The organism is Bacillus sp. ISL-18, from assembly GCF_018613415.1.
Classification (GTDB): Bacteria; Bacillota; Bacilli; order Bacillales; family Cytobacillaceae; genus Neobacillus.
On record NZ_JAGGQG010000002.1, the window covers coordinates 87580 to 111957 of the forward strand.

24 protein-coding genes and 2 pseudogenes are annotated in these 24378 nt (G+C 37.8%); 17 read left to right on the forward strand and 9 right to left on the reverse strand.

The annotated features are described in order from the left end of the window. Positions 1-9 precede the first annotated feature (9 nt). The 9 genes from J7E81_RS00565 (at position 10) to J7E81_RS00605 (ending at position 8350) form a co-directional block, all read left to right on the forward strand. The gene (locus tag J7E81_RS00565) at positions 10-1419 is read left to right on the forward strand and encodes an amidase (RefSeq protein ID WP_215040025.1); all 1410 of its coding nucleotides are present in this window, start codon (positions 10-12) and stop codon (positions 1417-1419) included. Positions 1420-1491: 72 nt separating this feature from the next. Next, positions 1492-1938 (forward strand): VOC family protein, encoded by a 447-nt coding sequence (locus J7E81_RS00570; protein ID WP_215040027.1) that lies wholly within the window; start codon positions 1492-1494, stop codon positions 1936-1938. Between the two features lie 22 nt (positions 1939-1960). Further along, positions 1961-2875 (forward strand): catechol 2,3-dioxygenase, encoded by a 915-nt coding sequence (locus J7E81_RS00575; RefSeq protein ID WP_215040029.1) that lies wholly within the window; start codon positions 1961-1963, stop codon positions 2873-2875. Between the two features lie 48 nt (positions 2876-2923). Next, positions 2924-3250 carry a 2Fe-2S iron-sulfur cluster-binding protein gene (locus tag J7E81_RS00580; protein WP_215040030.1) on the forward strand — a complete coding sequence of 109 codons (327 nt, stop codon included), beginning with the start codon at positions 2924-2926 and terminating at the stop codon, positions 3248-3250. 2 nt (positions 3251-3252) lie between these two features. Beyond that, complete coding sequence (locus J7E81_RS00585; RefSeq protein ID WP_215040032.1) at positions 3253-3687, forward strand: GlcG/HbpS family heme-binding protein; 435 nt, start codon at positions 3253-3255, stop codon at positions 3685-3687. Between the two features lie 98 nt (positions 3688-3785). Further along, positions 3786-4886, forward strand: a complete 1101-nt coding sequence (locus J7E81_RS00590) for an NAD/NADP-dependent octopine/nopaline dehydrogenase family protein (RefSeq protein WP_215040034.1) — start codon at positions 3786-3788, stop codon at positions 4884-4886. Further along, complete coding sequence (locus J7E81_RS00595) at positions 4873-5868, forward strand: 3-hydroxybutyryl-CoA dehydrogenase (protein ID WP_215040036.1); 996 nt, start codon at positions 4873-4875, stop codon at positions 5866-5868. The genes J7E81_RS00590 and J7E81_RS00595 overlap by 14 nt, the downstream gene beginning before the upstream one ends. Before the next feature lie 71 nt (positions 5869-5939). Continuing rightward, positions 5940-7259, forward strand: coding sequence for an MFS transporter (locus J7E81_RS00600; RefSeq protein WP_215040038.1), 1320 nt, complete (start codon positions 5940-5942; stop codon positions 7257-7259). Between the two features lie 272 nt (positions 7260-7531). Beyond that, the gene (locus J7E81_RS00605; RefSeq protein WP_215040040.1) at positions 7532-8350 is read left to right on the forward strand and encodes a 5'-nucleotidase, lipoprotein e(P4) family; all 819 of its coding nucleotides are present in this window, start codon (positions 7532-7534) and stop codon (positions 8348-8350) included. A gap of 66 nt (positions 8351-8416) precedes the next feature. On the opposite strand, the pseudogene J7E81_RS00610 reads toward J7E81_RS00605, so the two are convergent. Together J7E81_RS00610 and J7E81_RS00615 are read right to left on the reverse strand one after the other, a co-directional pair. Next, positions 8417-8780: pseudogene (locus J7E81_RS00610) on the reverse strand (cytochrome-c oxidase). A gap of 124 nt (positions 8781-8904) precedes the next feature. Then, the gene (locus tag J7E81_RS00615; RefSeq protein ID WP_215040042.1) at positions 8905-10161 is read right to left on the reverse strand and encodes a DUF445 domain-containing protein; all 1257 of its coding nucleotides are present in this window, start codon (positions 10159-10161) and stop codon (positions 8905-8907) included. 442 nt (positions 10162-10603) lie between these two features. Here J7E81_RS00615 and J7E81_RS00620 point away from each other — a divergent pair, with 442 nt between their 5' ends. Next, positions 10604-11137 carry a hypothetical protein gene (locus tag J7E81_RS00620; RefSeq protein ID WP_215040044.1) on the forward strand — a complete coding sequence of 178 codons (534 nt, stop codon included), beginning with the start codon at positions 10604-10606 and terminating at the stop codon, positions 11135-11137. Positions 11138-11183: 46 nt separating this feature from the next. Here the strand turns inward: J7E81_RS00620 and J7E81_RS00625 are convergent, their stop codons facing one another. Then, the gene (locus J7E81_RS00625) at positions 11184-11489 is read right to left on the reverse strand and encodes a HesB/YadR/YfhF family protein (protein WP_215040046.1); all 306 of its coding nucleotides are present in this window, start codon (positions 11487-11489) and stop codon (positions 11184-11186) included. A 280-nt stretch (positions 11490-11769) separates the two neighbouring features. Here J7E81_RS00625 and J7E81_RS00630 point away from each other — a divergent pair, with 280 nt between their 5' ends. Next, positions 11770-12066, forward strand: coding sequence for a hypothetical protein (locus tag J7E81_RS00630; RefSeq protein ID WP_215040048.1), 297 nt, complete (start codon positions 11770-11772; stop codon positions 12064-12066). 274 nt (positions 12067-12340) lie between these two features. Here the strand turns inward: J7E81_RS00630 and J7E81_RS00635 are convergent, their stop codons facing one another. The 6 genes and pseudogenes from J7E81_RS00635 to J7E81_RS00655 all read right to left on the reverse strand — a co-directional run bounded on the left by J7E81_RS00635 (position 12341) and on the right by J7E81_RS00655 (position 17942). After that, positions 12341-13693: a hemolysin family protein gene (locus tag J7E81_RS00635; protein ID WP_215040050.1), complete on the reverse strand. Its 1353-nt coding sequence runs from the start codon at positions 13691-13693 to the stop codon at positions 12341-12343. Between the two features lie 61 nt (positions 13694-13754). Then, positions 13755-13961: a hypothetical protein gene (locus J7E81_RS31040; RefSeq protein ID WP_308162104.1), complete on the reverse strand. Its 207-nt coding sequence runs from the start codon at positions 13959-13961 to the stop codon at positions 13755-13757. 12 nt (positions 13962-13973) lie between these two features. Beyond that, a pseudogene (locus J7E81_RS31045) lies at positions 13974-14156 on the reverse strand (MerR family transcriptional regulator); the annotation flags it as partial. Between the two features lie 187 nt (positions 14157-14343). After that, the gene (locus J7E81_RS00645) at positions 14344-15654 is read right to left on the reverse strand and encodes a hemolysin family protein (protein WP_215040052.1); all 1311 of its coding nucleotides are present in this window, start codon (positions 15652-15654) and stop codon (positions 14344-14346) included. A gap of 209 nt (positions 15655-15863) precedes the next feature. Next, positions 15864-16415 (reverse strand): GNAT family N-acetyltransferase, encoded by a 552-nt coding sequence (locus J7E81_RS00650; RefSeq protein ID WP_215040054.1) that lies wholly within the window; start codon positions 16413-16415, stop codon positions 15864-15866. 369 nt (positions 16416-16784) lie between these two features. Beyond that, positions 16785-17942, reverse strand: a complete 1158-nt coding sequence (locus J7E81_RS00655) for a histidine kinase N-terminal domain-containing protein (RefSeq protein WP_215040056.1) — start codon at positions 17940-17942, stop codon at positions 16785-16787. Between the two features lie 201 nt (positions 17943-18143). Here J7E81_RS00655 and thiT point away from each other — a divergent pair, with 201 nt between their 5' ends. From thiT to J7E81_RS00685, 6 genes are all read left to right on the forward strand, one after another. Beyond that, entirely contained in the window at positions 18144-18734 is a 591-nt protein-coding gene (gene thiT, locus J7E81_RS00660) for an energy-coupled thiamine transporter ThiT (protein WP_308162106.1), read from the forward strand. A 150-nt stretch (positions 18735-18884) separates the two neighbouring features. Continuing rightward, positions 18885-19109 (forward strand): FeoA family protein, encoded by a 225-nt coding sequence (locus tag J7E81_RS00665; protein WP_215040060.1) that lies wholly within the window; start codon positions 18885-18887, stop codon positions 19107-19109. Next, the gene (gene feoB / locus J7E81_RS00670) at positions 19109-21112 is read left to right on the forward strand and encodes a ferrous iron transport protein B (RefSeq protein ID WP_215040061.1); all 2004 of its coding nucleotides are present in this window, start codon (positions 19109-19111) and stop codon (positions 21110-21112) included. Before J7E81_RS00665 ends, feoB begins: the two co-directional genes overlap by 1 nt. Positions 21113-21133: 21 nt before the next feature. Then, positions 21134-21286 (forward strand): FeoB-associated Cys-rich membrane protein, encoded by a 153-nt coding sequence (locus tag J7E81_RS00675; RefSeq protein WP_215040063.1) that lies wholly within the window; start codon positions 21134-21136, stop codon positions 21284-21286. A 172-nt stretch (positions 21287-21458) separates the two neighbouring features. Next, positions 21459-21914 carry a helix-turn-helix transcriptional regulator gene (locus tag J7E81_RS00680; protein WP_215040065.1) on the forward strand — a complete coding sequence of 152 codons (456 nt, stop codon included), beginning with the start codon at positions 21459-21461 and terminating at the stop codon, positions 21912-21914. Between the two features lie 137 nt (positions 21915-22051). After that, the gene (locus J7E81_RS00685) at positions 22052-24076 is read left to right on the forward strand and encodes a transglycosylase domain-containing protein (protein WP_215040067.1); all 2025 of its coding nucleotides are present in this window, start codon (positions 22052-22054) and stop codon (positions 24074-24076) included. Positions 24077-24378: the final 302 nt, after the last annotated feature.

The following is a 24378-nucleotide window of genomic DNA, read 5'->3' on the forward strand; positions in this document are numbered from 1 at the left end:
TTTCAGACAATGACTGATATTCTCTTTGAGCCGATTGAAACGGTAGTGACTCATATTAAAAATAAACAGTTATCACCAGTCGAATTAACGCAATTAACCATCAACCAAATTCACGAACATGAACCTAGGTTAAATGCCTTCATTACTGTTATGGAGGAAGAGGCAATGGTTCAGGCGAAACAGCTTGAAAGAGAGATGGAGAATAATCAAATTAGGGGTCCATTGCATGGGATTCCTATTGCTGTAAAAGATATTTTGCAAACAATGGGTGTTCAAACGACCAACGGCTCTAAAATTTTTGAAGGATGGATCCCTGACGAAGATGCTGCAGCGGTTCAAAAATTAAGAGAAGCTGGTGCTATTATCATTGGGAAGGCAAACTTGCATGAATTCGCAATGGGGGCAACTACAGAAAATCCGCATTATGGAAGTACCAAAAATCCTTGGGATGGCACTAGAATTCCCGGAGGTTCAAGTGGCGGATCTGCAGTAGCAACTGCAACGGGTATGGCCTTTGGAGCGGTGGGTACTGATACAGCTGGTTCCATTCGCCTCCCAGCAGCAATGTGCGGAACTGTCGGATTAAAACCAACCTATGGTTTGGTTAGCAGGGCTGGCTGTCTACCTTTCAGTTGGTCATTGGACCATGTTGGCCCGATGACAAGGACGGTAAAGGATGCTGCAATTATACTTGAAGTTATGAAAGGGCACGATCCTAGAGACCGTTCAACGGTAAAAAGAAATGATTCAATATTATTTAAACCATTAACCGATTTAAAAGGCGTAAAGTTTGGTTTTTACGAGCCATATATGTTCTCAGGGATAGATGATGGAGTTAAGAATGTCATTGAACAAGCCTTTCGTCAATTAGAATTGCTTGGAGCAGAAATTGTGCCAATTGATCTGCCTGGAATCGAACAAGCTTTAGATGCTCTTAAGGCTATTGCACAAGCAGAGGTTGTCTCTGTTCATAAGCCAATGTTAAAGAAATTTAGTCATCTATATGGAGATGATTTAAAGTATCGCTTTGAATATGGAAGTGAAGTTTCAGCCGCCACTTATATTCATGCTCAAAGAAGTAGAGATCAGTTCGTTAGAGGAACTCTCAAACAATTGAGTTGTCTTGATGCTTTAATTGGACCGACGAATGTTAAAATACCATTTGAAATCGGTACAATGGTTCCAGAAATGGCCATTAGCAACATGTTTACACTGGGGAAAACTCCACTTGCAAATATTTTAGGCTTCCCCGCTTTATCGGTTCCATGTGGATTCACAACAGAAAACCTTCCTGTTGGACTGCAATTCATTGGAAAGCCTTTCACAGAGCAAAGGCTGTTGCAAGTCGGTGATTGCTATGAGCAGTCAGAGCATTGGTTCAAGGCATTAAAAAACAAATTTACAAGGGAAGCTGTTTAGCTTCCTTCGTGCCCTTAAGAATCAGCGATAGTACTAATTTGAAATGTAGATAAGTGGTTAGGAGAACAAACTATGATTAGTAAAATGGAGCATGTAGCTATAATCGTTAAGGACTTGGAGCAGTCCATTCGATTTTATTCGGAAATATTTGGGTTTAGGGTTCGCCTTCGCGGAAGTAAGCCGGATAGAGAAATGGCTTTTTTATTTCTTGAATCACAGTCAGACATAGAGATCGAATTAATACAAGAGATGAACGTAACGATTGAAACTAGCGAAAATGGAATCGTAAATCATCTTGCATTCACGGTAGAAGATATTGAAACGACAATAAACTATTTAAAAGAAAAAAATATAAAATTTACTTCTGATGAAGTTAAATCCACTCTTGAAGGGGGGCGAATGATCTTATTTTGGGGGCCAAACCGAGAATTACTACAACTTGTTGAACGTTTACAGCCCATTTTTGAAAGTGATTTTGATTTAAAAGAATACAAGCTAGATGTTAATCTCTTTAAATAACTTTTGAGCAGGAGGAAATAGAATGGGGAGAGTATTACGTATTGGTCGAGTAGAATTAAAAGTCTTGGACTTAGAAAAATCAGTAGACTACTATACAAATATTATTGGTTTAGAAGAAACAGGTCGTATGGGTGACAGTGTCTATTTAAAAGCATGGGATGAGTTTGATCATCATAGCGTTATTTTGACAAAATCAAATTCGCCTGGATTAGCACATATGGCCTTTAAAGTTGAGACAATGGATGATCTAGCTTATTACGAGAAGAAAGTCGAAGAGTTTGGATGTACAACGACAAGAATTTCAAATAATACAAGACTAGCTGAAGGGGAAGCTGTTCATTTTATTTTACCAACAGGCCATCATTGTGAACTTTATCATGAAATTGGTTTCCTTGGTACCGCAGTTGGATTTAGAAATCCTCATCCATGGCCATTAGGCTGGAAAGGAATTGCACCACACCGATTAGATCATATTCTATTAACGGGAAATGATTTGAAAACGGTTACTAGATTCTTTGTGGAAGCGCTTAACTTTAGGCAAAGTGAAAAAGTTGTAACGGAAGGTGAAGAAGAATTACTCGGAAGCTTCTTATTTACAACAAATAAAGCTCATGATATTGCCTTTGTTAAGGGGCCTGATGCTAAACTCCATCATGCAGCATTCCATGTTGATTCTGTTCATGATGTCTTTAAAGCTGCTGATCTTTTGTCTATGTATAATGTTCCATTTGATGTCACCCCTACCCGCCATGGTATTTCAAGAGGGGAAACGATTTATTTCTTTGATCCGTCTGGAAATCGTAACGAAGCCTTTGCCAACGGATATATGAGCTATGCAGATATGCCAACAATTACTTGGGACGCTGCTAAAATTGGAACTGGTATTTTCTATCATGCAAGAGAATTATCAGAATCATTTATGAAGGCGTTGACTTGATAAATATTATGAATTATTGGAAATAGCAAAAACATAGGGGGTAATCGAATGTATAAAGTAACTTTAAATGCTAGGGGGCAACAATTTGAATATAACACTTTGCCTGACCAATCGCCTCTTCAAGCAGCTCGAAATGAATTTATACCTTTTCCAACTGGATGCAGGCGAGGGGGATGTGGCCTATGCAAGGTTAAGGTATTAAGTGGTGAATACAAACAAGAATTGATTCGATCGCATGAGGCGCTTCCCGATGAAGATTTAGAAAATGCCTTTGCCTTAGCATGTTGTATGACTCTTAAGAGTGATGTTGAGCTCGTTACAATGGAGGACTATCAAAAATCTATGCAGCCAGCTGCTTTGATAGAGACTAAATAACAATGTTATATCAAAAATATGCATTAACCCAGTCACTAGCTTTAAGAATTATCGATGCCGTTACGAGCGAAGCGGAAAAATTACAAATTACAATCAATGTGGCAGTAGTAGATGAAGGGTCAAATTTAAAGGCATTCATTCGGATGGATGAAGCTCCCTTGCTTAGTGGAACAATTGCACAAAACAAAGCTTATACATCTGCAGCCTTTGGTAAACCTACCCATGAATGGTATTCGATGATTAAAGACGACCCGGCCTTATTAACCGGAATTGTCCATACAGATAGACTAGTCGTATTTGGGGGAGGAATTCCACTAATTTTTAAAGGGATAATTGTTGGAGGAATCGGGGTTTCAGGCGGTACAGCTGATCAAGATCTCCAATGTGCGCTATCTGGTTTAAAAGTATTTGAAGAAGATTGTCAAAAAGAAGAATAGTCTGTTTAGATGCCAATTTAGTAGGAGTATTTCTACCGGTAAAAAAGTCAACATGATCTACACATTAATAAATCATATTGAGAATGGGGATGAAGTAATTGGAAATTTCTGTACTTGGCGGTGGAAACGGCTCCTATGCAGCCGCGGTAGATTTAACTGAACAGGGTCATAATGTAAGGCTGTGGAGAAGGGATGCAGAAGCATTTCAGGAAGTACTAGCAAAACAGCAGATCCTGTTAAAAGATCACAACGGCTCAAAAATGGTTACCCTGAAACTAGCAAGCACTGATTTAAAGGAAGTAATCCAAGGAGCAAAGCTAATCGTGATCCCGCTTCCAGCTTTCGCCCAGCAGGCATTAGCGAAGCAGCTGGCACCCGTACTTGAAGATGGACAGGTTCTTTTCTTGCCGCCAGGAACCTTTGGCAGTTTCCTGATGGCCAAAGTTTTGGAAGAAGAAGGTTGTAAAGCAAGGGTAAGTTTCGCTGAGACTGGCACCCTTCCATATCTTGCTAGGAAATACGATGAACAATCGGTTTCGATTTCAGGGCGGGCGACTCGTCTTCCAACAGGTGTTTTTCCTAGTAATCAATCAGATGAAGCATTTGAAATCTTGAAAACAGCGTTTCCAGCCATCGAGCCGATTCAAGATGCACTTGATGGTGCCTTGATGAATGCCGGATCGATCATCCACCCGCCGCTCATTTTAATGAATGCCGGTCCGATCGAACATTTTGATCGGTGGGACATTCATAATGAAGGAACCCAACCTTCGATACGAAATGTTCATCGGGCTTTGGATGAAGAAAGAGTGAGAGTACGTGAAGCTTTGGGCTATTTAGCGCCACATTTTCCACTTGACGATCATTATAATCCAGAGGGAGAAGAATGGATGTATGGGAATGGGGCCCATGAGAAACTCGTGGATGGAAAGGACTGGTTTGAGCCACTGAATTTATACAACCATCGTTATATGAGGGAGGATATTGCCTGCGGATTAGCATTTCTCGTTTCGCTAGGAGAATGGCTGGGTGTTCCTGTCCCAACGGCAGCTGGGCTGCTACAAATCGCATCTGCAGTGATTGGTGAAGATTTGAGAAGCACAGGAAGAACATTGGAAAATCTTAATCTGGCATCCAAAACAAAAGAGGAATTGAAAGAAATTTTGAACAAGGGGCTACACCATTATGAACTTAGCTAAAGAGCCCATTTTTATTGCGGGCGCCGGGCGAATGGGCCGAGGTATTGCGGTTGCATTTGCCTATCAAGGGCATGAAGTTAGGCTGATCGATATTAAAAAAAGAAATCAGGAAGAATTTGAAGAATTAACGTCAGCTGTCAAGGCTGAAATAAACAGCCATTTGAAATTTCTAGCCGTTTCCGATGTAGTACCGAAGGAGATGGTTCTGCCTATTACCGAACGGATCAAAGTGTATCGTATGGAGGATCAGTCGAATATATGGAATCAAGCAAACATCATCTTTGAGGCTGTCCCGGAAGTGGCAGAAATAAAGAAAGAAGTGTTCAGTCGGATTTGCGCAGGGGTTTCAAAGGATGCTCTGATTGCATCGACAACTTCCTCTTTTTTAGTAAATGAATTAGCTGAATTCGTAACCCATAAAGGGCGATTTATAAATACACATTGGTTGAATCCTGCCTATTTGATGCCATTGGTAGAAGTAAGTCCCGGGAGTGAAACGAGGGAAGACAAGACAAATCAGATGATCCAATTGTTAGAAAGCATTGGAAAGGTGCCAGTGAAATGTGCGCCATCTCCAGGATTTATTGTGCCAAGAATACAGGCGCTTGCCATGAATGAGGCAGCTCGGCTCATGGAGGAGGGAGTTGCCTCTGTTGAAGATATTGATAAAGCGTCCAGGATTGGCTTTGGGCTTCGGTTTGCCGTGTTAGGACTTTTAGAATTTATTGATTGGGGAGGTGCTGACACGCTTTTCCATGCCAGCCATTATTTAAAGCAATCCTTAAATTCCGATCGTTTTTCGCCACCTCCAATTGTCGAAGAAATGATGGAAAGTGGGAATATTGGTTTAAAAACAAAATCAGGTTTTTATGATTTTGATAGTACCAAGATTGATGAATATCAATTGGAAACCCTGAAGAAGTTTATTGACTTATTACAACATCTTGGGCTTCTTTCTACTCCTAAAGAACATGTATTATGATCTTTTTAGTTTTTTGAAAAATTCAAATAATGCATAAAAGTCTATAACAAAACAATCTTAGGAGGAAACAAATGGAAAATAAATCTAATCAAAAAATGGGAAAAAAAGCAGCGGTTGCTGCCACGATCGGCTCGGTTATTGAATGGTATGATTTTTTTCTTTATGCAACAGCTTCTGCATTAATCTTTCCAAAAGTATTCTTTCCTTCGGCTGATCCATATTTAGCCATGCTGCAATCTTTTGGCGCATTTGCCATCGGTTTTATTGCCCGTCCGATTGGAGCTGCCATTTTTGGTCATTTCGGAGACCGTATTGGCCGTAAAACAGCCCTTGTGTTAACCATGTTTTTAATGGGGTTAAGCAGTTTAGCGATTGGACTGCTTCCGTCTTATGACAAAATTGGATTTTGGGCACCAACTTTGATTGTGATATTGCGTTTAATTCAAGGGATTGGCGTAGGCGGCGAGTGGGGCGGAGCTGTCCTCCTTTCAATGGAATGGGGACAAAAGAAAAGACAGGCTCTTATGGCAAGCTGGCCGCAAATGGGAGTTTCCGCAGGACTTTTAGTATCGTCCATTATGGTTTCAGTGTTTATGACTATATCCGGTAATGGATTCTATACGTGGGGATGGCGCATCCCATTTCTGTTTAGTTTTGTCCTTCTCATTTTCGGTTTGATTATCCGGGCAAAGATACCTGAGACACCATCATTTCAAAATGTTCAAGAGGAGAACCAAGTTTCTCGGTTTCCTGTATTAGAGGTAATCAAGAAGCATCCTAAAGAGATTCTTTTAGCTGCTTTAGTAAGACTATCTGAAAACGGTCCATTTTATGTATATACTGTGTTGATGATAAATTATGCGATGGATAATTTTTCGATAAATAAGCAGTTTATAGTCAATGCGAATACTGCTGGTGGCGTGGTAATGGCATTTTGTATTCCGCTCTTTGGTTATTTGGCAGATCGATTTGGTATTAGAAAAATGTATTTGATTGGGGTTGGAGCTACTCTTTTATGGGCTTTTCCATACATTGGACTTATTAATACGGGAATTCCAATGGTTGTTTTCTTGGCAACGGCATTGGCAATGATTCCCCACAGTATGCAAGTTGGTCCCCAAGGTGCCTTTGTCGCCCAAAGTTTCCCAGCGAGGCTAAGGTATAGCGGCCTATCCTTAGGGTCCCAGTTTGGATCGATTATTGCCGGAGGAATCGCACCGTTAATTTGTACGTTTCTGTTGCATAAATTTGGCACTTCATATGTGATTAGCTTCTATATTATATTCGCCGCGATCATTACCTTTAGTGCTTCTCTTTTAGTCAAAGCATGCCCAGAGGAGGAAGAGGACAATGCTGATACTGAATTAAGTGCGGTTTCCTCGACGATCTAATCACCAATCGTTTTTAATATAAAAGATCTTAAGAATGAAAATTTTCAAGATTTCAAAGAGAGATTGATTCTGTTAAAATGGCTGGAAAAAAGGAACTGCGTAGCAGCTCCTTTTTTTGTGCCTAACTAACGTTTCATTTAGATGATTTTACATTTAGATTTTAAAGGAACAGCCCTTATTTTTTAAAATGATAATTTTCCAATTTAAAATACTTAGGTTTTATCCTTCTTTCACATACTAATATTGGTCAAACATTCAAGGAGGTTATCATAATGAAAGGGAAGATTATTTGGATGGTCCTTGTTTTATTAGGACTTTTTATTAACGGTATTACGGTAAAGGCTGCAACACAAGGCAGCCCATCACAAAACTTGTATGAGCAAAATACCATGTCCGTACTTTGGTTTCAAAACTCAGCCGAGGCAAAAGCATTATATTATCAAGGTTATAACATTGGCAGAATGAGATTAGATGAATTATTAAGGGACCGACCAAAGATAAACAAATTAAAACCTGCCATCGTCCTTGACATTGACGAGACAATACTTGATAACAGTCCTCATCAGGCGTGGTTTGTTCTTTATGGCAAAGGAATCCCGTTCGGCTGGAATGGATGGTTTAACCGTGGAGAAGCAAAAGCCTTGCCAGGTGCAATAGAATTTCTGCAATATGCCAATGCAAGGGGAGTAGCTATTTTCTACATATCTAACCGCAACGAAGCACAAAAAGAACCAACGATGAAAAATTTAATCAATGTTGGTGCTCCTCAAGTTAATAGTGAGCATGTATTATTACAACAGCCTGGTGAAAAGGGAAAGGAAACCCGTCGCATTCAAGTCGCAAAAACTCACGATGTTCTTTTGTACTTTGGTGACAACTTAGGTGATTTTAGCGGTTTTGAGGGTCTATCGGTTTCAGAAAGATCTAAAGAGGCAGACAAACGCCAAGCGGAGTTTGGCCGTAAACTAATCGTTTTCCCTAATCCAATGTACGGTGATTGGGAGGGTGCTATTTACCAATACGACTATAGAAAGACAAATGAAGAAAAGGACAAACTAAGAAAACAGTTATTAGAAATTTATAAAAGGTAATTTTAATTAAGAAGACACCATTTCGGTGTCTTCGCTTATGTTAGAAGAGAAATATAGAAATGTTCATCACTTTACATTTTTCAAGATATTTATCGCAAAGACAATAATCGCAATTACCATTAATGTCCCGCCAACAGCAACTACTGGGCCGGCACTTTCTACACCAGAGACCAAAAGTGCAAGCCCGATCATCATAATGGGAAGTGAAATATTATGAAGCCAAAAATGAACCTTCGCAAGTTTGGTTTCAGCTGCATTTGGAAATCCCAGATAAAATAAAGCCGGCTAGTGCTAGTGACATCCATCCTAATAAATTAATATGCACATGTACGGGTGTAAAATCAAAGGCTTCTGTCATCGACATATACATGCCAATGAGCACTCCTATAACAAAATAAACTACAGAAATCTTAATCAGCTTTACAGCCATTTTTCTGCCCCCTTATTTCGTAAAAAATATGACTATAGTACTAAATATGAAGGGGGAATCTGAAAAAGAACTATTTTTTTACTGATGGTTGATCACAAAAAAAAGCCTTATTAACTAAGGCAATTTAAAAGAAAGCTCTAATACCTACTAAAATAAGACCAATCAAAAATCCGCACACTGCTCCATTTACTCTTATCCATTGCAGGTCTTTGCCAACGTTCGTTTCGACCATGTTAATCAATGTTTTATCATCCAATCTGTCTAAATTCTCTTTAACAAGTTTGCCTATTTTGGAATGATTTTTATCCACAAAGGATGAGAGTTTTGATTTCAACCAAGTATCTATTGTCTCTACTTTTTCTTGGTTGTTTTTTAATGCAATTAGATTGTCATTTATAAAAGGAAGTAAGTAATCATTTAAGAAGGCAGGTTCTCCAACAAAATTAATTACTTTTAGCTGAAACTTTTCTAATATATCATTAATTTGCTCTTGTGGTTCCCATTTAGTAATGGCATGTGATTTCAAATTCGAAAGCTCTTCATAGATCTTTTCGTCTGTTTTGATTGATTCAAGCTTGTTCTCAATATGAATTAATAATGTTTGCCGATTTGGATTGTATGGATCGCGGTAACTGGAAACACCTTTTTGAATCAAGTTTTGGATGATATTACCTAATTTTTCCTCGTTAACAAGATTACTAAAAGATTTTAAGGCAAACTGCATAAATCCATCTGCCTTAATGTTTTCCACCGCGTCCACTGCCATTCCGCCCAGTTTATATTTAGTGGAATCCTTCGAAGCCCATTCATCAATTTCCTTAAGAATATAATCAAGGGTCTTTTCGTGATATTTTCGTGCTGTTACTTGATCAATAAGTAAGGGAAGATATTTTTTTATATCCCAGTCCATTAATTTTGCTTTTAATTCTTTTTCGATAATTGGTGTTAATTTCCTTACCTCTATTTTTCTAATCAAATGTTGGGCAAACTTAACAATATTTTTTTGTACTGATTCGGAGCTGTTTTCAGCCTCGACGATGTCTGCTAACTTATTTGTAAAGCCAATCGAATTAATTTTTTTGTTAATACTTTCTTTTGTAAGCCAATCATTTTCAAGCATAGAAATAATTCCTTCAGTAATTCTTTGCCGGTTCTTAGGCAGCAATGCAGTATGCGGAATAGGAATGCCAAGCGGATGCCGAAAAAGAGCTGTTACCGCAAACCAATCTGCTAATCCCCCGACTAGACCTGCTTCAAAACCACCTTGGAGGATATTCCCCCAGAATGAATCTTGTAAGGGAAGTGTAGCAACAAATCCAATTCCCATGATTGCGAGAGAAATAGTCGCTAAATGCTGCGATTTATTTTTCTGTTTTATCATCTTTGTACCCCTCATTTTTATATTATTATTAAATAGTTTAGTGCTATTATCTCAATATTGTTGAAAGAAAAGCAAAAAAAACCATCCGAAAGAAAAAAAATTCCTCTCAGAGTTGAGAGGAGTTTTTATTCTTAGGCTTAACATGTGTAATGAGTCCATCTAGGTCGGTAATGTAAAATTCCGTAACAGTAAAAAATTCATTATTGTATCATATTTCAACTTATGACTATTTATTTTGAAAAACATAGTTTACATGCTTGGGTATAGCAGTAATGGTGGATACATACTACACATTGTTTTACAGAGTATAGGAATTACTTCAATATATTTTCAAGGATAATATCAAAAATTATTATTTAGGAAACATATTTTTACTTTTCTCTTAACATGAAATGATGTAAAATAGTCAAGGCATTAAAAAGAGAAAATGGGGGAAAAACGGATGAAGAAATTTTTATTATCCTTATCTGCCTTAACAATGGCCATAGGGTTAGCTGCTTGTTCAGCAAATGACGAGTCAAAAACAGATAAGAAGGAAACAACGAATGACACAGCTGCATCTAAAGTGGATGTTAAAAAGGAATTAGTTAAATTTTATATAGAAATTGGCAACAAGGTTAATGCAAAAGATCCTGATTTAAATTCATATATGGCAAAAGCAACTAAGGAAGACGCGTCGCCTGAAGAATTGCCAACTGTTGAGGAGAAGACAAAAGCGAGTGCATCTGCTGCTGCCGTTGCCGAAGAATTAAACAATATTCAAGTTCCTGCGGGGCTAAAGGATCAAAAAGCTGGTCTTGAGGGAGCATTAAAGGACTATGCTGCATCCTATCAAGCAAAAGCAGATGAATTGAAAAAAGATACACCTTCACTTACTGCAGGCGATGATCTTTTCGCACAGGGTGAAGAGAAACTTGGAAAAGTTTTTGAAAGCGCAAAATTATTTGCCCCAACCTTAGGTAAGCAAGTAAACTAGCAGTAGAATAAAAGACCAGCCATTTTAAAACGGCCGGTCTTTTATTTTACTGGATGGCTGATGTTTCCTTATAGTTAATTTGAATTTCCTCTATTGCATCATTAAAAGATAAGTATGTCTCGGTATCTTCAAAAAACCAAATGTCATTTCCCTCTACATAAAAGGTTATTCCGTTCAATTCTTGTGTGTATCCGACATTGCCGGGCTGCTCAGCTGAAAAAGCAAGACTAAATCCCTTATTCTTTTCCCCAAAGCCGGCATATTGGGGAAATAGACGAATATTGATTGGCTTATTCATTTCAAATTCCTTCATGAACCATAATGCAGCTTTTTCATCGATCGATATGAACATATTTTTACACCAACCTTTTCAAGTTAAAAATCCGTTATAAGGATAGAGAGGTTAAGATAAAAAGGTAAGGATCCCTCCGCCTTATAATCTAAGATTACAATATTTATAGTACAAATAATGTGATAATATACACGTTGATATCAGTATTAAATAAATGTTCATTTTTTCGTTGCAGAATGTTCAAAAGTTTAAATGGTATAATGACTGTACTGTTTTTGTAACATTATAATAGTGAAAATGATGTTAAGATATAAGTATTAAAGGAAGGGAGGTTTGTTCAATGGAAAAAGAATTTGTAAAATTACCAGAGAACGAACTGGATTTAAAACGGTTAATTCAAACATTTAACACTACATTGGAAACCATTGAAAAAAGGCTCTCACGATTAGAAAAAATGGATAGTATTGAACATAGAGTAGAAGTTAATCAAATTGATTTGTCAGATATTAAAGATTCACTTCAGCGTATTGAGGAGTCACATAATAATGAGCTTCAGCATGTTAATCGCCGCCTGGATTCTCATTTAGTTAAAATAGCCAAGTTAGAAGAAGAGCTGATTATTTCAATAAAAAAATAATGATAGTGGAGACTGTTTAGCGTAAACAGTCTTTTTATTTAAAGATAAGAAAGTATAAAAGTTTTGACTTTGAGAATTGTCTAGCTCCAGCGCCCTAGCGGCTAGTGTCCTTCGCGCTCCGCCCTACGATAAGTCAACATCGAATCGCTAACGCTCTTCGTGTTTCCTTTATCTCAGTTGGAGCACTCCAGGCCATACGCCGCTGACCAGGGCGCTTTCGCTTTTCTTATGAATATAACCCAAAAAAATAGACCGATCGATTCGGCCTATTTTTCTATGAGAGGACTTCTGAATTTGTTACTTGTACTTGTTGGGATGTTGATTCCTCATTATTTGCATTTTTTGATACCTCAATGTACTTGATATGATGTTCTTCCATATCGAGAATTTTAAAGGTATAGGAATCATGAAGAATGATGTCGCCTTCTTGGGCTTCGTAATTCTCGGTTAGAATCCAACCACCGATTGTATCGACATCTTCATCATCAATTTCAACCCCTAGTAAATCATTAATCTCACTCACTAAAACCTTTGAATCGATGATGTAATGGTTTTCCTTCACCTTTCGGATTTCTGGAATCTCATCCATATCAAATTCATCTCGAATTTCACCAACAATTTCCTCTAGGATATCCTCGACCGTAACAACTCCTGAAGTTCCACCATATTCATCCATTAAAACAGCCATATGAACACGGTCTTTTTGCATCTTCACTAATAAGTCATGGATTGGAATTGTTTCTATTACTCTAATAATTGGACGAGTATAACTTTCTAGTGTTTGTGATGAAAGATTTTCATTGCCTATTAAATCAGTCATGACTTCTTTGATATTGATTAACCCAATTATATGGTCTTTATCTCCATCAATAACAGGATATCTAGTAAACTTTTCTTCTCGTAAGACCTGAAGAAATGTTTCTAACGAATCGTCCTTTGATAAAGAAACCATCTCTGTTCGAGGTACCATAATTTCTTTGGCAATTCGATTGTCAAATTCAAAAATTTTATTTACATACTTAAACTCTGATTGGTTAATTTCGCCACTTTTATAGCTTTCAGACAGGATAATTCGAAGTTCTTCCTCAGTATGGGCAATTTCATTTTCCGACACCGGCTTTAGCCCGAAAATACTGGAAACAATCCGTGCAGATTTATTTAATACCCAAATAAAAGGGTACATAATTTTATAAAACATGATAAGCGGACGCGAAACAAGCAAGGTAATTAGCTCTGCCTTTTGAATAGCAAGTGTCTTAGGAGCTAATTCTCCAACAACTACATGCAGGAAGGTAATAAGAGCAAAAGCAATTCCGACCGATAATATTTGAGTCACGCTCTCAGGGATGTTAAGTCTTAGAAAAAGCGGACCTAGAATATGTTCAATGGTCGATTCCCCAATCCAGCCTAATCCTAATGCAGTTATCGTAATACCTAATTGACAGGCAGACAAATACTCATCTAAATTCGATATTACTTTTTTTGCCGGTACTGCCTTCGAATTTCCTTCCTCAATTAACTGATCAATTCTTGAACTTCTAATTTTGACAATAGCAAATTCCGAAGTTACAAAAAAGGCAGTTAAGGCAATTAAAATGGCTATAATAACCAAGTTAAATATGTCCAAATAAGTTCCCTTATCCCGCTGTTAGACGGGTAAGGTGTCACCTCCCAGTTATTTAAAAAAATTAAGTCGTAACACTTAAAAGTGATTTCATTAGAACTGCTGTAAGCAGACTAAGATTGTTTGTCAGCTTTTCTTTCTGTTCCTCATCCAATTTTTCTAAAATAGGGATGAGGTCAAATAAGTCGCTATGCAGCTGTTTCATTTGCTGCGTTACAACACTTACATGCTTTTCAACCTCAGATTCACGAAGGTTTTTTTCTTTACGCATCTCTAGTTTTCTTTTAATCTCGTCTAATGGAAAGTGCAGACATTTACATTCCTCTATAAATCTCAAATCATCCAGTGCTTCATCTGAATAAATGCGGTAATTTGATTTAGAGCGTTCTGCCTTTAACAAGCCAATTGACGTATAATAATCAATCGTGCGTTTTGATAAGTGCGCAATTTCCGCTATTTCACCAATCCGATAAACAGCCCCATCTTACCACCTCTACAATTTACAATTTAATAATAATTATAAAGAAATTAAACCGTACAGTCAAACGTTCTAGTTTAGTTAGTAGTATATACTCATATTTTATGGAAAAAAGCAGTAAATATGAACGAAAAACGAAGGATTACAAAAATGATGCCTAATGAAAAACGCCCCACTATTTGGAGGCGCTGTTATTATTCTTACTAACTTCAATAAAGACGATATGATGCCCTTCATTTTCTTTTATTTGGAACGTGAAGCCTTCCATATCAATTGAATCCCCTTTTTTGACATCAAATTTTTGTGTTAAAAACCAGCCGCCAATTGTGTCTACTTCCTCTTCTTCAAGTGCTGTTCCCAGGAGATCATTTACCTCGCTAATTAGAACTTTCCCATCCAAAATGTAGTGATTCTCTCCCTTTTTTTGAATAAGGGGAAGCTCATCCATATCAAATTCATCACGAATTTCCCCGACTATTTCCTCGAGAATATCTTCAACGGTGACAATTCCAGCCGTACCACCATATTCATCGGATAAAACCGCCATATGAGAGCGGTTCTTTTGTAATTTCACTAAAAGCTCCTGGATTGGAATATTTTCAATTACATGGATTACGGGTTTGATATAGGGGAGAAGAGGTTGTTCCCCTGTACATTTCTGCTGAATACAATCGGTAAGGACCTCTTTAATATTGACTACGCCTAGAATATTATCTTTATCCCCATCAATGAGGGGATATCGTGTATATTTCTCCTCACGGACAATGTTGATAATTTCATCCATAGTGGCATTTTTTGAAAGGGTGATGATTTCAGTCCTTGGCACCATTATTTCCTTTGCGATTCGATCGTCAAATTCAAAAATATTATTCATATAACTGTATTCGGAATGATTGATTTCGCCGCTTTCATAGCTTTGAGAGAGGATCATGCGCAGTTCTTCCTCTGATAAAACAATCTCTTGCTCTGAAGTTGGTTTAATCCCGAAAAGGCCAGTTACAAACCGAGCAGACCGGTTAAGAATCCAAATAAAGGGATACATCAACCGATAAAAAAGGATCAATGGCTTTGCAAATCGCATAATGATTTGTTCTGACTTTTGAATGGCAAACGTTTTTGGTGCTAATTCACCAATAACAACATTGAAGAAGGTAATGATCGAAAAGGCAAGAATAAAAGAGATCACTTGTTCCAATGATTGCGGTAAATCGATCCAAGTGAAAATTGGTTCTAAAATCCCGCGAATGGTTGGCTCTCCCAACCAACCTAGGATGAGAGAAGTAATCGTAATTCCGACCTGTGTGGCCGATAAATACCCATCTAAATTAGAAATGACTTTTTTGGCTGCTTCCGCTTTTTTATTACCTTCTGCCATTAATTGATCTATTCTAGTCGTTCGTACCTTTACCATAGCAAATTCAGATGCAACAAAAAATGCGGTAAAGGTAATCAGGATAACAATAATTAAAACATTCATCCAAATCATTTAGTACCTTACAAAGGGTAAGGTATGCCACCTCACTTACTTTTAACTGTATGTAATAATTATTCCCGATAAATCGAAAATCTAACTTTGTTAAATTGGTCAAGTTTCCTTATATTATTTCAAAGATGATACTTAATAGCAAATAAGCTATCATTTTAACAAAAAAAACAGCCGCTTTGGCTGCTGCTCGATTTCTGTTTTGTTGGGGGTTAAATCTGCACAGGATTCCATTCCCGTGCCAGCATACTATAAATAATGAGGTCATGAAAATGTCCATTTAAATGTTCTCCATCACGGACTGTCCCTTCTCTGACAAACCTCAAACGTTCTGGGATTGCCCGGCTTTTTTTATTTTTTACCCCACAGCGAATTTCAATCCGGTTTAAACCTAATTGAAAAAAGCAATAATTCAGTAGTGCTTTAACAGAACGGGTAATGACTCCATGACCTTCCGCTTTTTTAGCTAAATAATAACCGATACTTGCCATGCTGTTATACCAATCAATTTGGTGTAAACCTAAGGAACCGACAAGTTCCCCCCGATATTGAATGCCCACATTAAGGCCGCTGTTCTCTGCAAATTGATTAAGCCATATGGGGATTACAGCTTCAATTTGATACGGAGTGCTCATACTATCCACCCAGGGCATCCATTCCCGCAAATGCTCGCGATTTTCCTCAATAAGTTGGAATAACGATAAAGAATGATGCTGTTGAAACAATTGAAGCTCGATTTCATGATCCACTTTTAATGTAAACATAGGCCTATTCTCCCGATGATGATTTTTGGTACATCATATGCGCAGTTGGCCCAAAACGGGAGGAAGAATTTAAAAGAAAGGTTGTGTTAATCTTGAATGTTGATTTCCGCTCCAGGCGGCTTCGCTTTCCGCGGGCGTGCCGGGGACCTCCTCGGCGCACTTGCGCCTGTGGGGTCTCCCCTGCCCCGTACTCCCGCAGGACTTTGAATTTACATCCTTGAATCCGCCCACGCACGAAGGAAATGCGATAGCATTTTCGAGGAGTCTTCGCCGCCTTCCGTTCCAATCAACATGTTAAAACTCAACAAGAACGTTTACACAGCCAAAAGAAAAAAATCCCTGCTTTTTAAAAAGGGGGATTTGATGATTTCACGATAGATTAATTTCAGGCTCGTCAATTTGGTCTAAAACTACTGGCAAGAATATAGAAAAGGTAGTCTTATCTTCTGAAGAATCACAGGTTAATTTTCCTTTGTGTTTCTCAATAATTTCTTTACAGACAAACAACCCCAGACCTGTTCCCAGTTTTTTTGTGGTGAAAAATGGTTCAAAAATGGTTTTATGCAATTCGGAAGGAATGACTGGCCCATTATTTGAAATACTTATTTTAATCGTCGTAACATTTTCTAATGAACTTTTTATCTCAATGGTTGGTAGGGAGACCTCATGATGATTTAAAACATCAATCGCATTGAAAATGATATTGATAAAAACTTGTCTTATTTCATCTGCATAGCCAATCAAGGTGAAATCACCGGTCAAATGATTTTGAATTTTAACTTTGCCATCCAAGATGCTCGGGTAGAGGAAATTTAAAACCTCATCTATTAGGTTATTTAATTTGAAGTATACCTTCTCCTTGCCAATTAACTCTTTTTTTGATAGCAACAAAAACTGTGAGATACGAAAATTCAGCTGATCTAATTCGCTTGAGATAATATCTAAATATCTCATATTTGGATAATCAGCCTTAAGTAATTGTATAAATCCTTGTACAGATGTAAGCGGGTTTCTAAATTCATGAATAAAGCTTGAGGTCATTTGGCCGAGAAGTGTTAAGCGATCTTGATGGGTTGAATCAATAAACATCGTCTTTTCTTCAATAATTTTATTTTTTGCTTCAGAGTAATGAGATACAGCAAAATATAAAAATTTATCAAAACAAAAATTAATATCATTAATGGATTTCTGCAGTTCGGACCAGGTGAGTCCTGTTGTACTTAAATAGTTATATAAAACGGTCCTGCCAGTATTGACATTGTAAACAAAATCACCAATGTTAATGTCTGCCAAAACGCGTTCCTTTGATATATCAATGGCAATCTTTTCAATAACAGTTAATAATTCTTCTTTTGATAAGGTGTGCATCGTAAGAATGACATCAAATAGGGCTTCGGCATTTTCACGAATTTTACCTTTAAAAGGATCACCGTCATAAATCAATATTGTTTTTTCCCATTCTTTTACTAATTGCTGTTTGTTCTGAGCAAAAAAGGCGACTAAATCCGTTTGTTCTCCGGTAGACATGTTGTTTCCCCCTATTGGTTTTAACCAAACTGATTACCATGATAATTCGCTGATGATTGTAAAAATCCTTTTTAAAATTGTAGAAATATTTTTTATCTAGTAAAATGTTGATAATTATATATAATTTAGAAGCAAATTGATAATATTTGCTTCAACAAAAATCTTGTTTAATTAGCGAACATTATAATGGGGGAGAATTTGGTGTATCAAACTAGAAGTAATACATTATTTATCGCAGAGGTTGCTGTATTTACTGCACTGGCTTATTTATTAGATTTTGTAGCAGGGATGGTTTCTTTAAAGATCTGGCCGCAGGGTGGGTCCATCTCGATTGCGATGGTACCGATATTTCTGATTGCCTATCGTTGGGGGATAAAAGGAGGACTGTTAACAGGCTTTTTATTAGGTTTACTTCAGTTTATTATGGGGTTTTCACAAGTTTATACGATTGTTCAAGGAATTATTGATTACTTTATTGCATTTGCAGCAGTTGGGACCTCAGGAATTTTTGCTTCAGCCATCAAAAAAGCTCTGAATCAACAGAACAAAGGGAAATGGATGACGTATGTAATAATGGGGGCATTTTTGGGAAGTGCGCTAAGATATATTTGTCATGTGATTTCCGGGATTGTCTTTTTCGGTGAGTATGCTCCTAAAGGCCAGCCGGTAGCTATCTACTCCTTACTTTATAATGGGACTTATATGCTGCCGAATTTCATAATAAGTGCGATCATCGCCGTTTTGTTAATCAGTGCGCTACCAAAGAAAATGGTTTTGCAAAAGAGTTTATAAGAACAAAAAAAGGAAAGTATCTACTTTTCCTTTTTTTTTCGTGTTTTTTTCGAACTTTTGTCAAATTTATTATGCTTATTAACCCAAAAAAGTGCTAAAATACATTTAGAAAGATAATCATTCTCAATTAACATAGATAGGGTGATATACATGTTTAGTGCATTAAAAGCAGGAGATAAAGGGAAAATAATTGATCTATCTCATGTTGGTCACCTCGTTCAAAGACGCTTACTTGATTTAGGAATTACTGAAGGATCTGAGGTCTGTGTAAAATGTGTTATGCCATTTGGCGGACCGATTATGATAGAATCATCCGGCCAGTGTGTAGGCCTGCGGCGGAAAGAAGCAGTTCAGATCGAAGTGGAGAGACTATAATGGAAATCGCTCTAATTGGAAACCCGAATACTGGAAAAACCTCATTATTTAATAATTTAACAGGTTCCTATGAGTATGTTGGTAACTGGAGCGGTGTAACAGTTGAAAAGAAAGTCGGCGTTTTCAAGAATAATATTGGACAATTAATAGATTTACCTGGCGTATATACACTTAACCCTTTATCAAAGGATGAGGGAGTTGTTACCTCGTTCTTTTTGAATGAATCTGTTGACCGATTATTAAATATTTTAGATGCATCACAATTAGAACGCAATTTACATTTAACGTTGCAATTGCTTGAGTTTGAGAAGCCTGCCCTTATCGGTTTAAATATGATTGATGTAGCTAATAAGCGGGGTATTCAGATTGATGTGTCAAAGCTTGCCGAGGCACTGGGGGTTCCAGTTGTGCCTGTAGTGGCCCGAAGCGGAAAAGGCTGTGACAAGCTTGTTGAGGTAATCTCTACAAAATCAATTCAGTCTGTTAATAAACATCTTGTGTATTATGGTAAAGAAGTGGAGGAGGGGATTTCTTCCTTTACCGGAGAGATCAGTGGCAAGACTAGCCACTCTACACGTTTTCTAGCCATTCAATATTTTGAAGGAAATCAATACGTTCAAAATTATGTTAACAGTATTGCCAATCCTCTAAGAATAAACGAAATTGTAAACAACTTGGAAAACAAGCTGCAAGCACAGTTGGATAAGAAATCACTTGCCAATTATATTTATTTAAAACGCAGAGAAGTGATTGAAAAAATTGTTGCTGAAGTAGCAAGCAAAAGTAACTCTGGTTTACCACTTTCTGAAAAAATAGATAGCTTAGTAACAAATCGCTTTCTAGGGATGCCTATTTTTCTTTTGCTAATGTATTTCATGTTTATGCTGACATTCGATTGGCTCGGAACACCTCTATCAAATATACTTGATGCCTTTCTAACGGGACCAATTACTTCTGGCTTTGAGGCAGTCTTGAGTGCCGTTCATGCTTCAGATTTTATTCACGCCTTAATTATAGAAGGATTAGTAGCAGGTGTTGGCGGTGTACTGGTGTTTGTACCGCAAATTTTTATCCTTTTTTTCTTTATTTCCTTATTAGAAGACTCTGGTTACATGGCACGTGTTGCCCTTGTAATGGATCGCATAATGGAATCGGTAGGATTAAATGGCAAAGCGTTTATCCCGATGATGATTGGTTTTGGCTGTAATGTACCAGGGATTATGGCTGCTAGAACGATTGAGACACCTAGGGAGAGACTATTAACCATCCTTTTAACACCACTAATGTCATGTTCAGCACGGTTACCGGTATACGCTTTATTTGTAGGGGCCTTTTTTGCAGGACATAGGGCATTCGTTGTCCTTAGCCTATACGTGTTGGGAATTGTAGTGGCATTAACGTTAGCCAAAATCTTTTCTAAAACACTACTAAAATCAGAAACATCCTTATTTGTAATTGAACTCCCTCCATACAGACTTCCACAGTTTCAATCATTATGGAGAAGTACGTGGGATAAAGGGAAAGGATTTGTTAGAAAGGCTGGAACCTTTATATTTGCCGGTTCCGTCTTTATCTGGCTGTTATCATATGCAGGTCCTGATGGTTTAAAGGTTGATATGGATCATAGTTATTTGGCTGCCATTGGAAATATCATCGCACCTATTTTTGATCCAATTGGATTTGGCACCTGGCAGGCAACTGCTTCCTTAATAACCGGCTTCTTGGCAAAAGAAGCGATCATTTCAACCATGAATATTATTTACTTTGTTCCAAATGATGCAAGCCTGCAGGGGTTATTGGCTCATTACTATACCCCGCTTGCCGCCTATAGCTTCATGGTCTTTATCCTCTTGTATATACCTTGCTTGGCAACGACGGCAACGATTTATAAAGAAACAGGTTCTAAAAAATGGACGGCTTTTGCCATGATATATGCGTTTGTGATTGCCTACGTATTATCCTTGATCATCTATCAAGGCGGTAAATTAGTTGGATGGATGTAAAATCTGGAAGGGGTGGAACGAATGATTGCCAGTATCATAATCGGTGTGGCTATTTTTGGATATGCAGCCTGGGCTTTAGTTAAGTTTATCAATAAATCCAAAAAGGGAAAATGCGCCGCCTGTGATTTGAAAAATTCTTGTTCAAGTCAGTGCGATATTCCACCACAAATATAGAAAATCTTAAGCACCAGGTTCAGTAGATAATGCCTGGAGCAGGATCATTTTAAAAGAATAGGTACTTAAAACTGCTATAGTGATTTATAGCAGTTTTTTATTGTTTGAAATTTGAATACTCCTATAATCTTGTGTAAAATTACACTAGAGGAATTTGAAGGAAGGGCTTACTGTGACCAGAGATGAAATTATAATGCAGGTTTCTGTGAAACTTCGGCTAATCAGGGCGGAAGCAGGTTATACCCAGGATAAGATGGCTGATATTATTGGTGTCTCGAAGAAAACCCTTGTTCAAATTGAAAAAGGGAGGGTTTTAGCTGGCTGGTCGACGGTTGTTTCAATTTGTGCCCTTTTCCGAGAAACGGAGACGGTTCAATTTTTATTTGGAAATGAGCCCCTTGAGGTATTAGAGACAGTTGCCTTAAACGGAATTGATCTTCGTAAAACAAAAACGCTTGGAGGCCGAGTTTGGTGGAGGGTTATTTCACAAAAAAACGGCTTTATTCTCCAGCAAAATATTTTAAGTAAGCATTTTCGGATTCTAGATGAGCAAAACTATCGTATCTTTTCAAGCTTCGATGAAAAGCTTTCCAAACAACGCTTTAAAGAACTGGTAAAAAGTGAATAATAGAAGTAAAAAAAGATGTGGTCCTGACCCATCTTTTTTTGATAAAAATATTACTATCCCCAAGCCGTTATAAAGCCGAATAAATCATCGGAAAAGTATACCTTTAAAAGAGACTACAGCTAAAGGATGTCATCATAATGGTATTTACTAATAAAGTAATCGGGCTCTTTAAACAGCTGAAAAAGTGGCATTTATTTCAAGTGATGGTGTTGTTGATACTAATTCTAGTGCTTTCCTTTTTCGGATTCCTTTTCTTTTTTACAAAAGATGCAGATATATCAGGGTTAAAGAATGAGCTGCCGCAGCCAACTGTTTTTTATGATGTTAATGGAAAAATGGCTAGCAAAGTATCCGCAAATAAGAATGAAGGTGTACCCATTAAGGTAGTCCCCGCTTCCTTAAAGAATGCTATTATAGCGATTGAAGACCATCGCTTTTACAAGCATAATGGGGTTGATTTAATCGGGACTACACGTGCGCTCTTTCGAGACCTGAAAGCAGGCGGGATGGTTGAGGGAGGCAGTACGATAACACAGCAATTAACGAAAAATACCATTCTTACGTCTGAAAAGACCTTAAAAAGAAAGATGCAAGAGGTATTTTTAGCTATTGCAGTTGAACGTAAATATTCTAAATCAGAAATCCTGCAAATGTACATGAATCAAATCTATTTCGGCGATGGAGCCTATGGAATTAAACAAGCAGCCAGCAAATATTTTGCCAAAGATGTACAGGATTTATCCGTAAGTCAATCGGCTTTACTTGCCGGCTTAATTAAAGCACCTTCAGCCCTAAATCCCTATAAGCATATGGAAAAGGCAACGGAAAGACGAAATTTAGTCTTGGCTGCAATGAAGGAACAAGGCTATATCACTAACGGTCAGTATCAAAAGGCAAAAACAGAAAAGATTGTCTTAAATGATAACGGCGGTGATCCATTCCGTGGAAAATATCCCTATTATGTCGATCAAGTTTTAGATGAGGCCATTAAACGATACGGTTTTACACAGGATGAATTATTAACAGGCGGCTTCCGAATTTATACGGAATTAAATCCAAAGATGCAAGCGGCAATAGAAGAAACCTATCAAGATAATTCCCTCTTCCCTAAAAGTATCGACCGCCTTGTCCAGAGCGGCGGAGTATTACTTGACCCAAAAACAGGCGGAGTCAGGGCTATTATTGGTGGTAGAGGGGAGCATACCTTCAGAGGTTATAACCGTGCCTCACAATTAAAGGCACAGCCCGGCTCATCCTTTAAGCCGATAGCTGTTTATACACCAGCGCTAGAGGAAGGCTGGAAAATTACCGATATGCTTAAAGACGAACCAATGAAATTTGGGTCTTATCAGCCTAGTAATTATGACCACCAGTATGCTGGCGAGGTCCCAATGTACGAAGCGGTAAAGGAATCAAAAAATGTTTCTGCCGTGTGGCTCTTAAATGAAATAGGAATGGATAAGGGAGTGGATTCTGTTAAGCGGTTTGGCATTCCGTTTGATAAAGTAGATGAAAATTTATCAATGGCGCTAGGCGGTTTGCATAATGGAGTTTCTCCTTTAGAAATGGCCGAAGCATTTTCAGTCTTCCCTAATAAAGGAAGCAGAATCGAAGCACATGTGATTAAAAAAATCGTTGATCCAGAGGGGAAAGTAGTCGCCGAGTGGAAGGGGAAAAAGGTGAGGGTAACTACGAAGGCTGTATCGGATCATATGACGACTATGCTCCTTGGTGTAGTGGAAGCAGGAACGGGAAAAGCAGCAAAAATCCCTGGAAGGGAAACTGCTGGAAAGACAGGATCTACCCAGGTGCCAATCAAAGGGATCAATGGCTTAAAGGATCAGTGGTTTGTCGGTTATACGCCACAGTTAGTCGGTTCGTTCTGGGTTGGGTATGATCAAACAGATGCGTACCATTACCTGACCCCAACTAGCGGAAAGGGGGCTGCTGTTGTCTTTAGTAAGGTGATGGAAAAGTCATTAAGGGGCGCCTCGAATCAAAGTTTCAATGTCCCACATATTGCCCCCTTGATAGAAAAAAGAAAAAAAGAAGAAGAAAAAAGTGATTTTCAAGAGCATTTCAACAATGAAGTTCAAAGATGGGAAGACAAGTGGAATCAACAAATCGAAAAATGGAGGAATAAACTAAAAGGTCGGGACTAAAAAGAAATATATTCACAAAGAAGTCACATCCAGGTCACAAAAGTGTAATTTTTATCACTTGCTGCATCTGATCTTTATGATATTTTTAAATAAAAATCATAGGGTGGGATGTATATGTCAGAATACTCCATTGTTTTAGCAATTGGCAGTTTTTTAATTCTTTCTTACTTTATCGGTTATACACTCATTAAATCATAAGCTGCAGACAAAGTGTCTGCAGTCTTTTTATTTTTACAAAAATAATGTGAAGTTTATAAATAAGTCAACAATGGATATATATATTGAAGTAAGCGAAATTGTGA

Bases quoted from the DNA above. Each gene is read 5' to 3' on its own strand.
- J7E81_RS00565 (WP_215040025.1), top strand. From the start codon at position 10: ATGACTGATATTCTCTTTGAGCCGATTGAAACGGTAGTGACTCATATT.
- J7E81_RS00570 (WP_215040027.1), top strand. From the start codon at position 1,492: ATGATTAGTAAAATGGAGCATGTAGCTATAATCGTTAAGGACTTGGAG.
- J7E81_RS00575 (WP_215040029.1), top strand. From the start codon at position 1,961: ATGGGGAGAGTATTACGTATTGGTCGAGTAGAATTAAAAGTCTTGGAC.
- J7E81_RS00580 (WP_215040030.1), top strand. From the start codon at position 2,924: ATGTATAAAGTAACTTTAAATGCTAGGGGGCAACAATTTGAATATAAC.
- J7E81_RS00585 (WP_215040032.1), top strand. From the start codon at position 3,253: ATGTTATATCAAAAATATGCATTAACCCAGTCACTAGCTTTAAGAATT.
- J7E81_RS00595 (WP_215040036.1), top strand. From the start codon at position 4,873: ATGAACTTAGCTAAAGAGCCCATTTTTATTGCGGGCGCCGGGCGAATG.
- J7E81_RS00600 (WP_215040038.1), top strand. From the start codon at position 5,940: ATGGAAAATAAATCTAATCAAAAAATGGGAAAAAAAGCAGCGGTTGCT.
- J7E81_RS00605 (WP_215040040.1), top strand. From the start codon at position 7,532: ATGAAAGGGAAGATTATTTGGATGGTCCTTGTTTTATTAGGACTTTTT.
- J7E81_RS00615 (WP_215040042.1), bottom strand. From the start codon at position 10,161: ATGATAAAACAGAAAAATAAATCGCAGCATTTAGCGACTATTTCTCTC.
- J7E81_RS00620 (WP_215040044.1), top strand. From the start codon at position 10,604: ATGAAGAAATTTTTATTATCCTTATCTGCCTTAACAATGGCCATAGGG.
- J7E81_RS00625 (WP_215040046.1), bottom strand. From the start codon at position 11,489: ATGTTCATATCGATCGATGAAAAAGCTGCATTATGGTTCATGAAGGAA.
- J7E81_RS00630 (WP_215040048.1), top strand. From the start codon at position 11,770: ATGGAAAAAGAATTTGTAAAATTACCAGAGAACGAACTGGATTTAAAA.
- J7E81_RS31040 (WP_308162104.1), bottom strand. From the start codon at position 13,961: ATGCGTAAAGAAAAAAACCTTCGTGAATCTGAGGTTGAAAAGCATGTA.
- J7E81_RS00645 (WP_215040052.1), bottom strand. From the start codon at position 15,654: ATGATTTGGATGAATGTTTTAATTATTGTTATCCTGATTACCTTTACC.
- J7E81_RS00650 (WP_215040054.1), bottom strand. From the start codon at position 16,415: ATGTTTACATTAAAAGTGGATCATGAAATCGAGCTTCAATTGTTTCAA.
- J7E81_RS00655 (WP_215040056.1), bottom strand. From the start codon at position 17,942: ATGTCTACCGGAGAACAAACGGATTTAGTCGCCTTTTTTGCTCAGAAC.
- J7E81_RS00665 (WP_215040060.1), top strand. From the start codon at position 18,885: ATGTTTAGTGCATTAAAAGCAGGAGATAAAGGGAAAATAATTGATCTA.
- feoB (WP_215040061.1), top strand. From the start codon at position 19,109: ATGGAAATCGCTCTAATTGGAAACCCGAATACTGGAAAAACCTCATTA.
- J7E81_RS00675 (WP_215040063.1), top strand. From the start codon at position 21,134: ATGATTGCCAGTATCATAATCGGTGTGGCTATTTTTGGATATGCAGCC.
- J7E81_RS00685 (WP_215040067.1), top strand. From the start codon at position 22,052: ATGGTATTTACTAATAAAGTAATCGGGCTCTTTAAACAGCTGAAAAAG.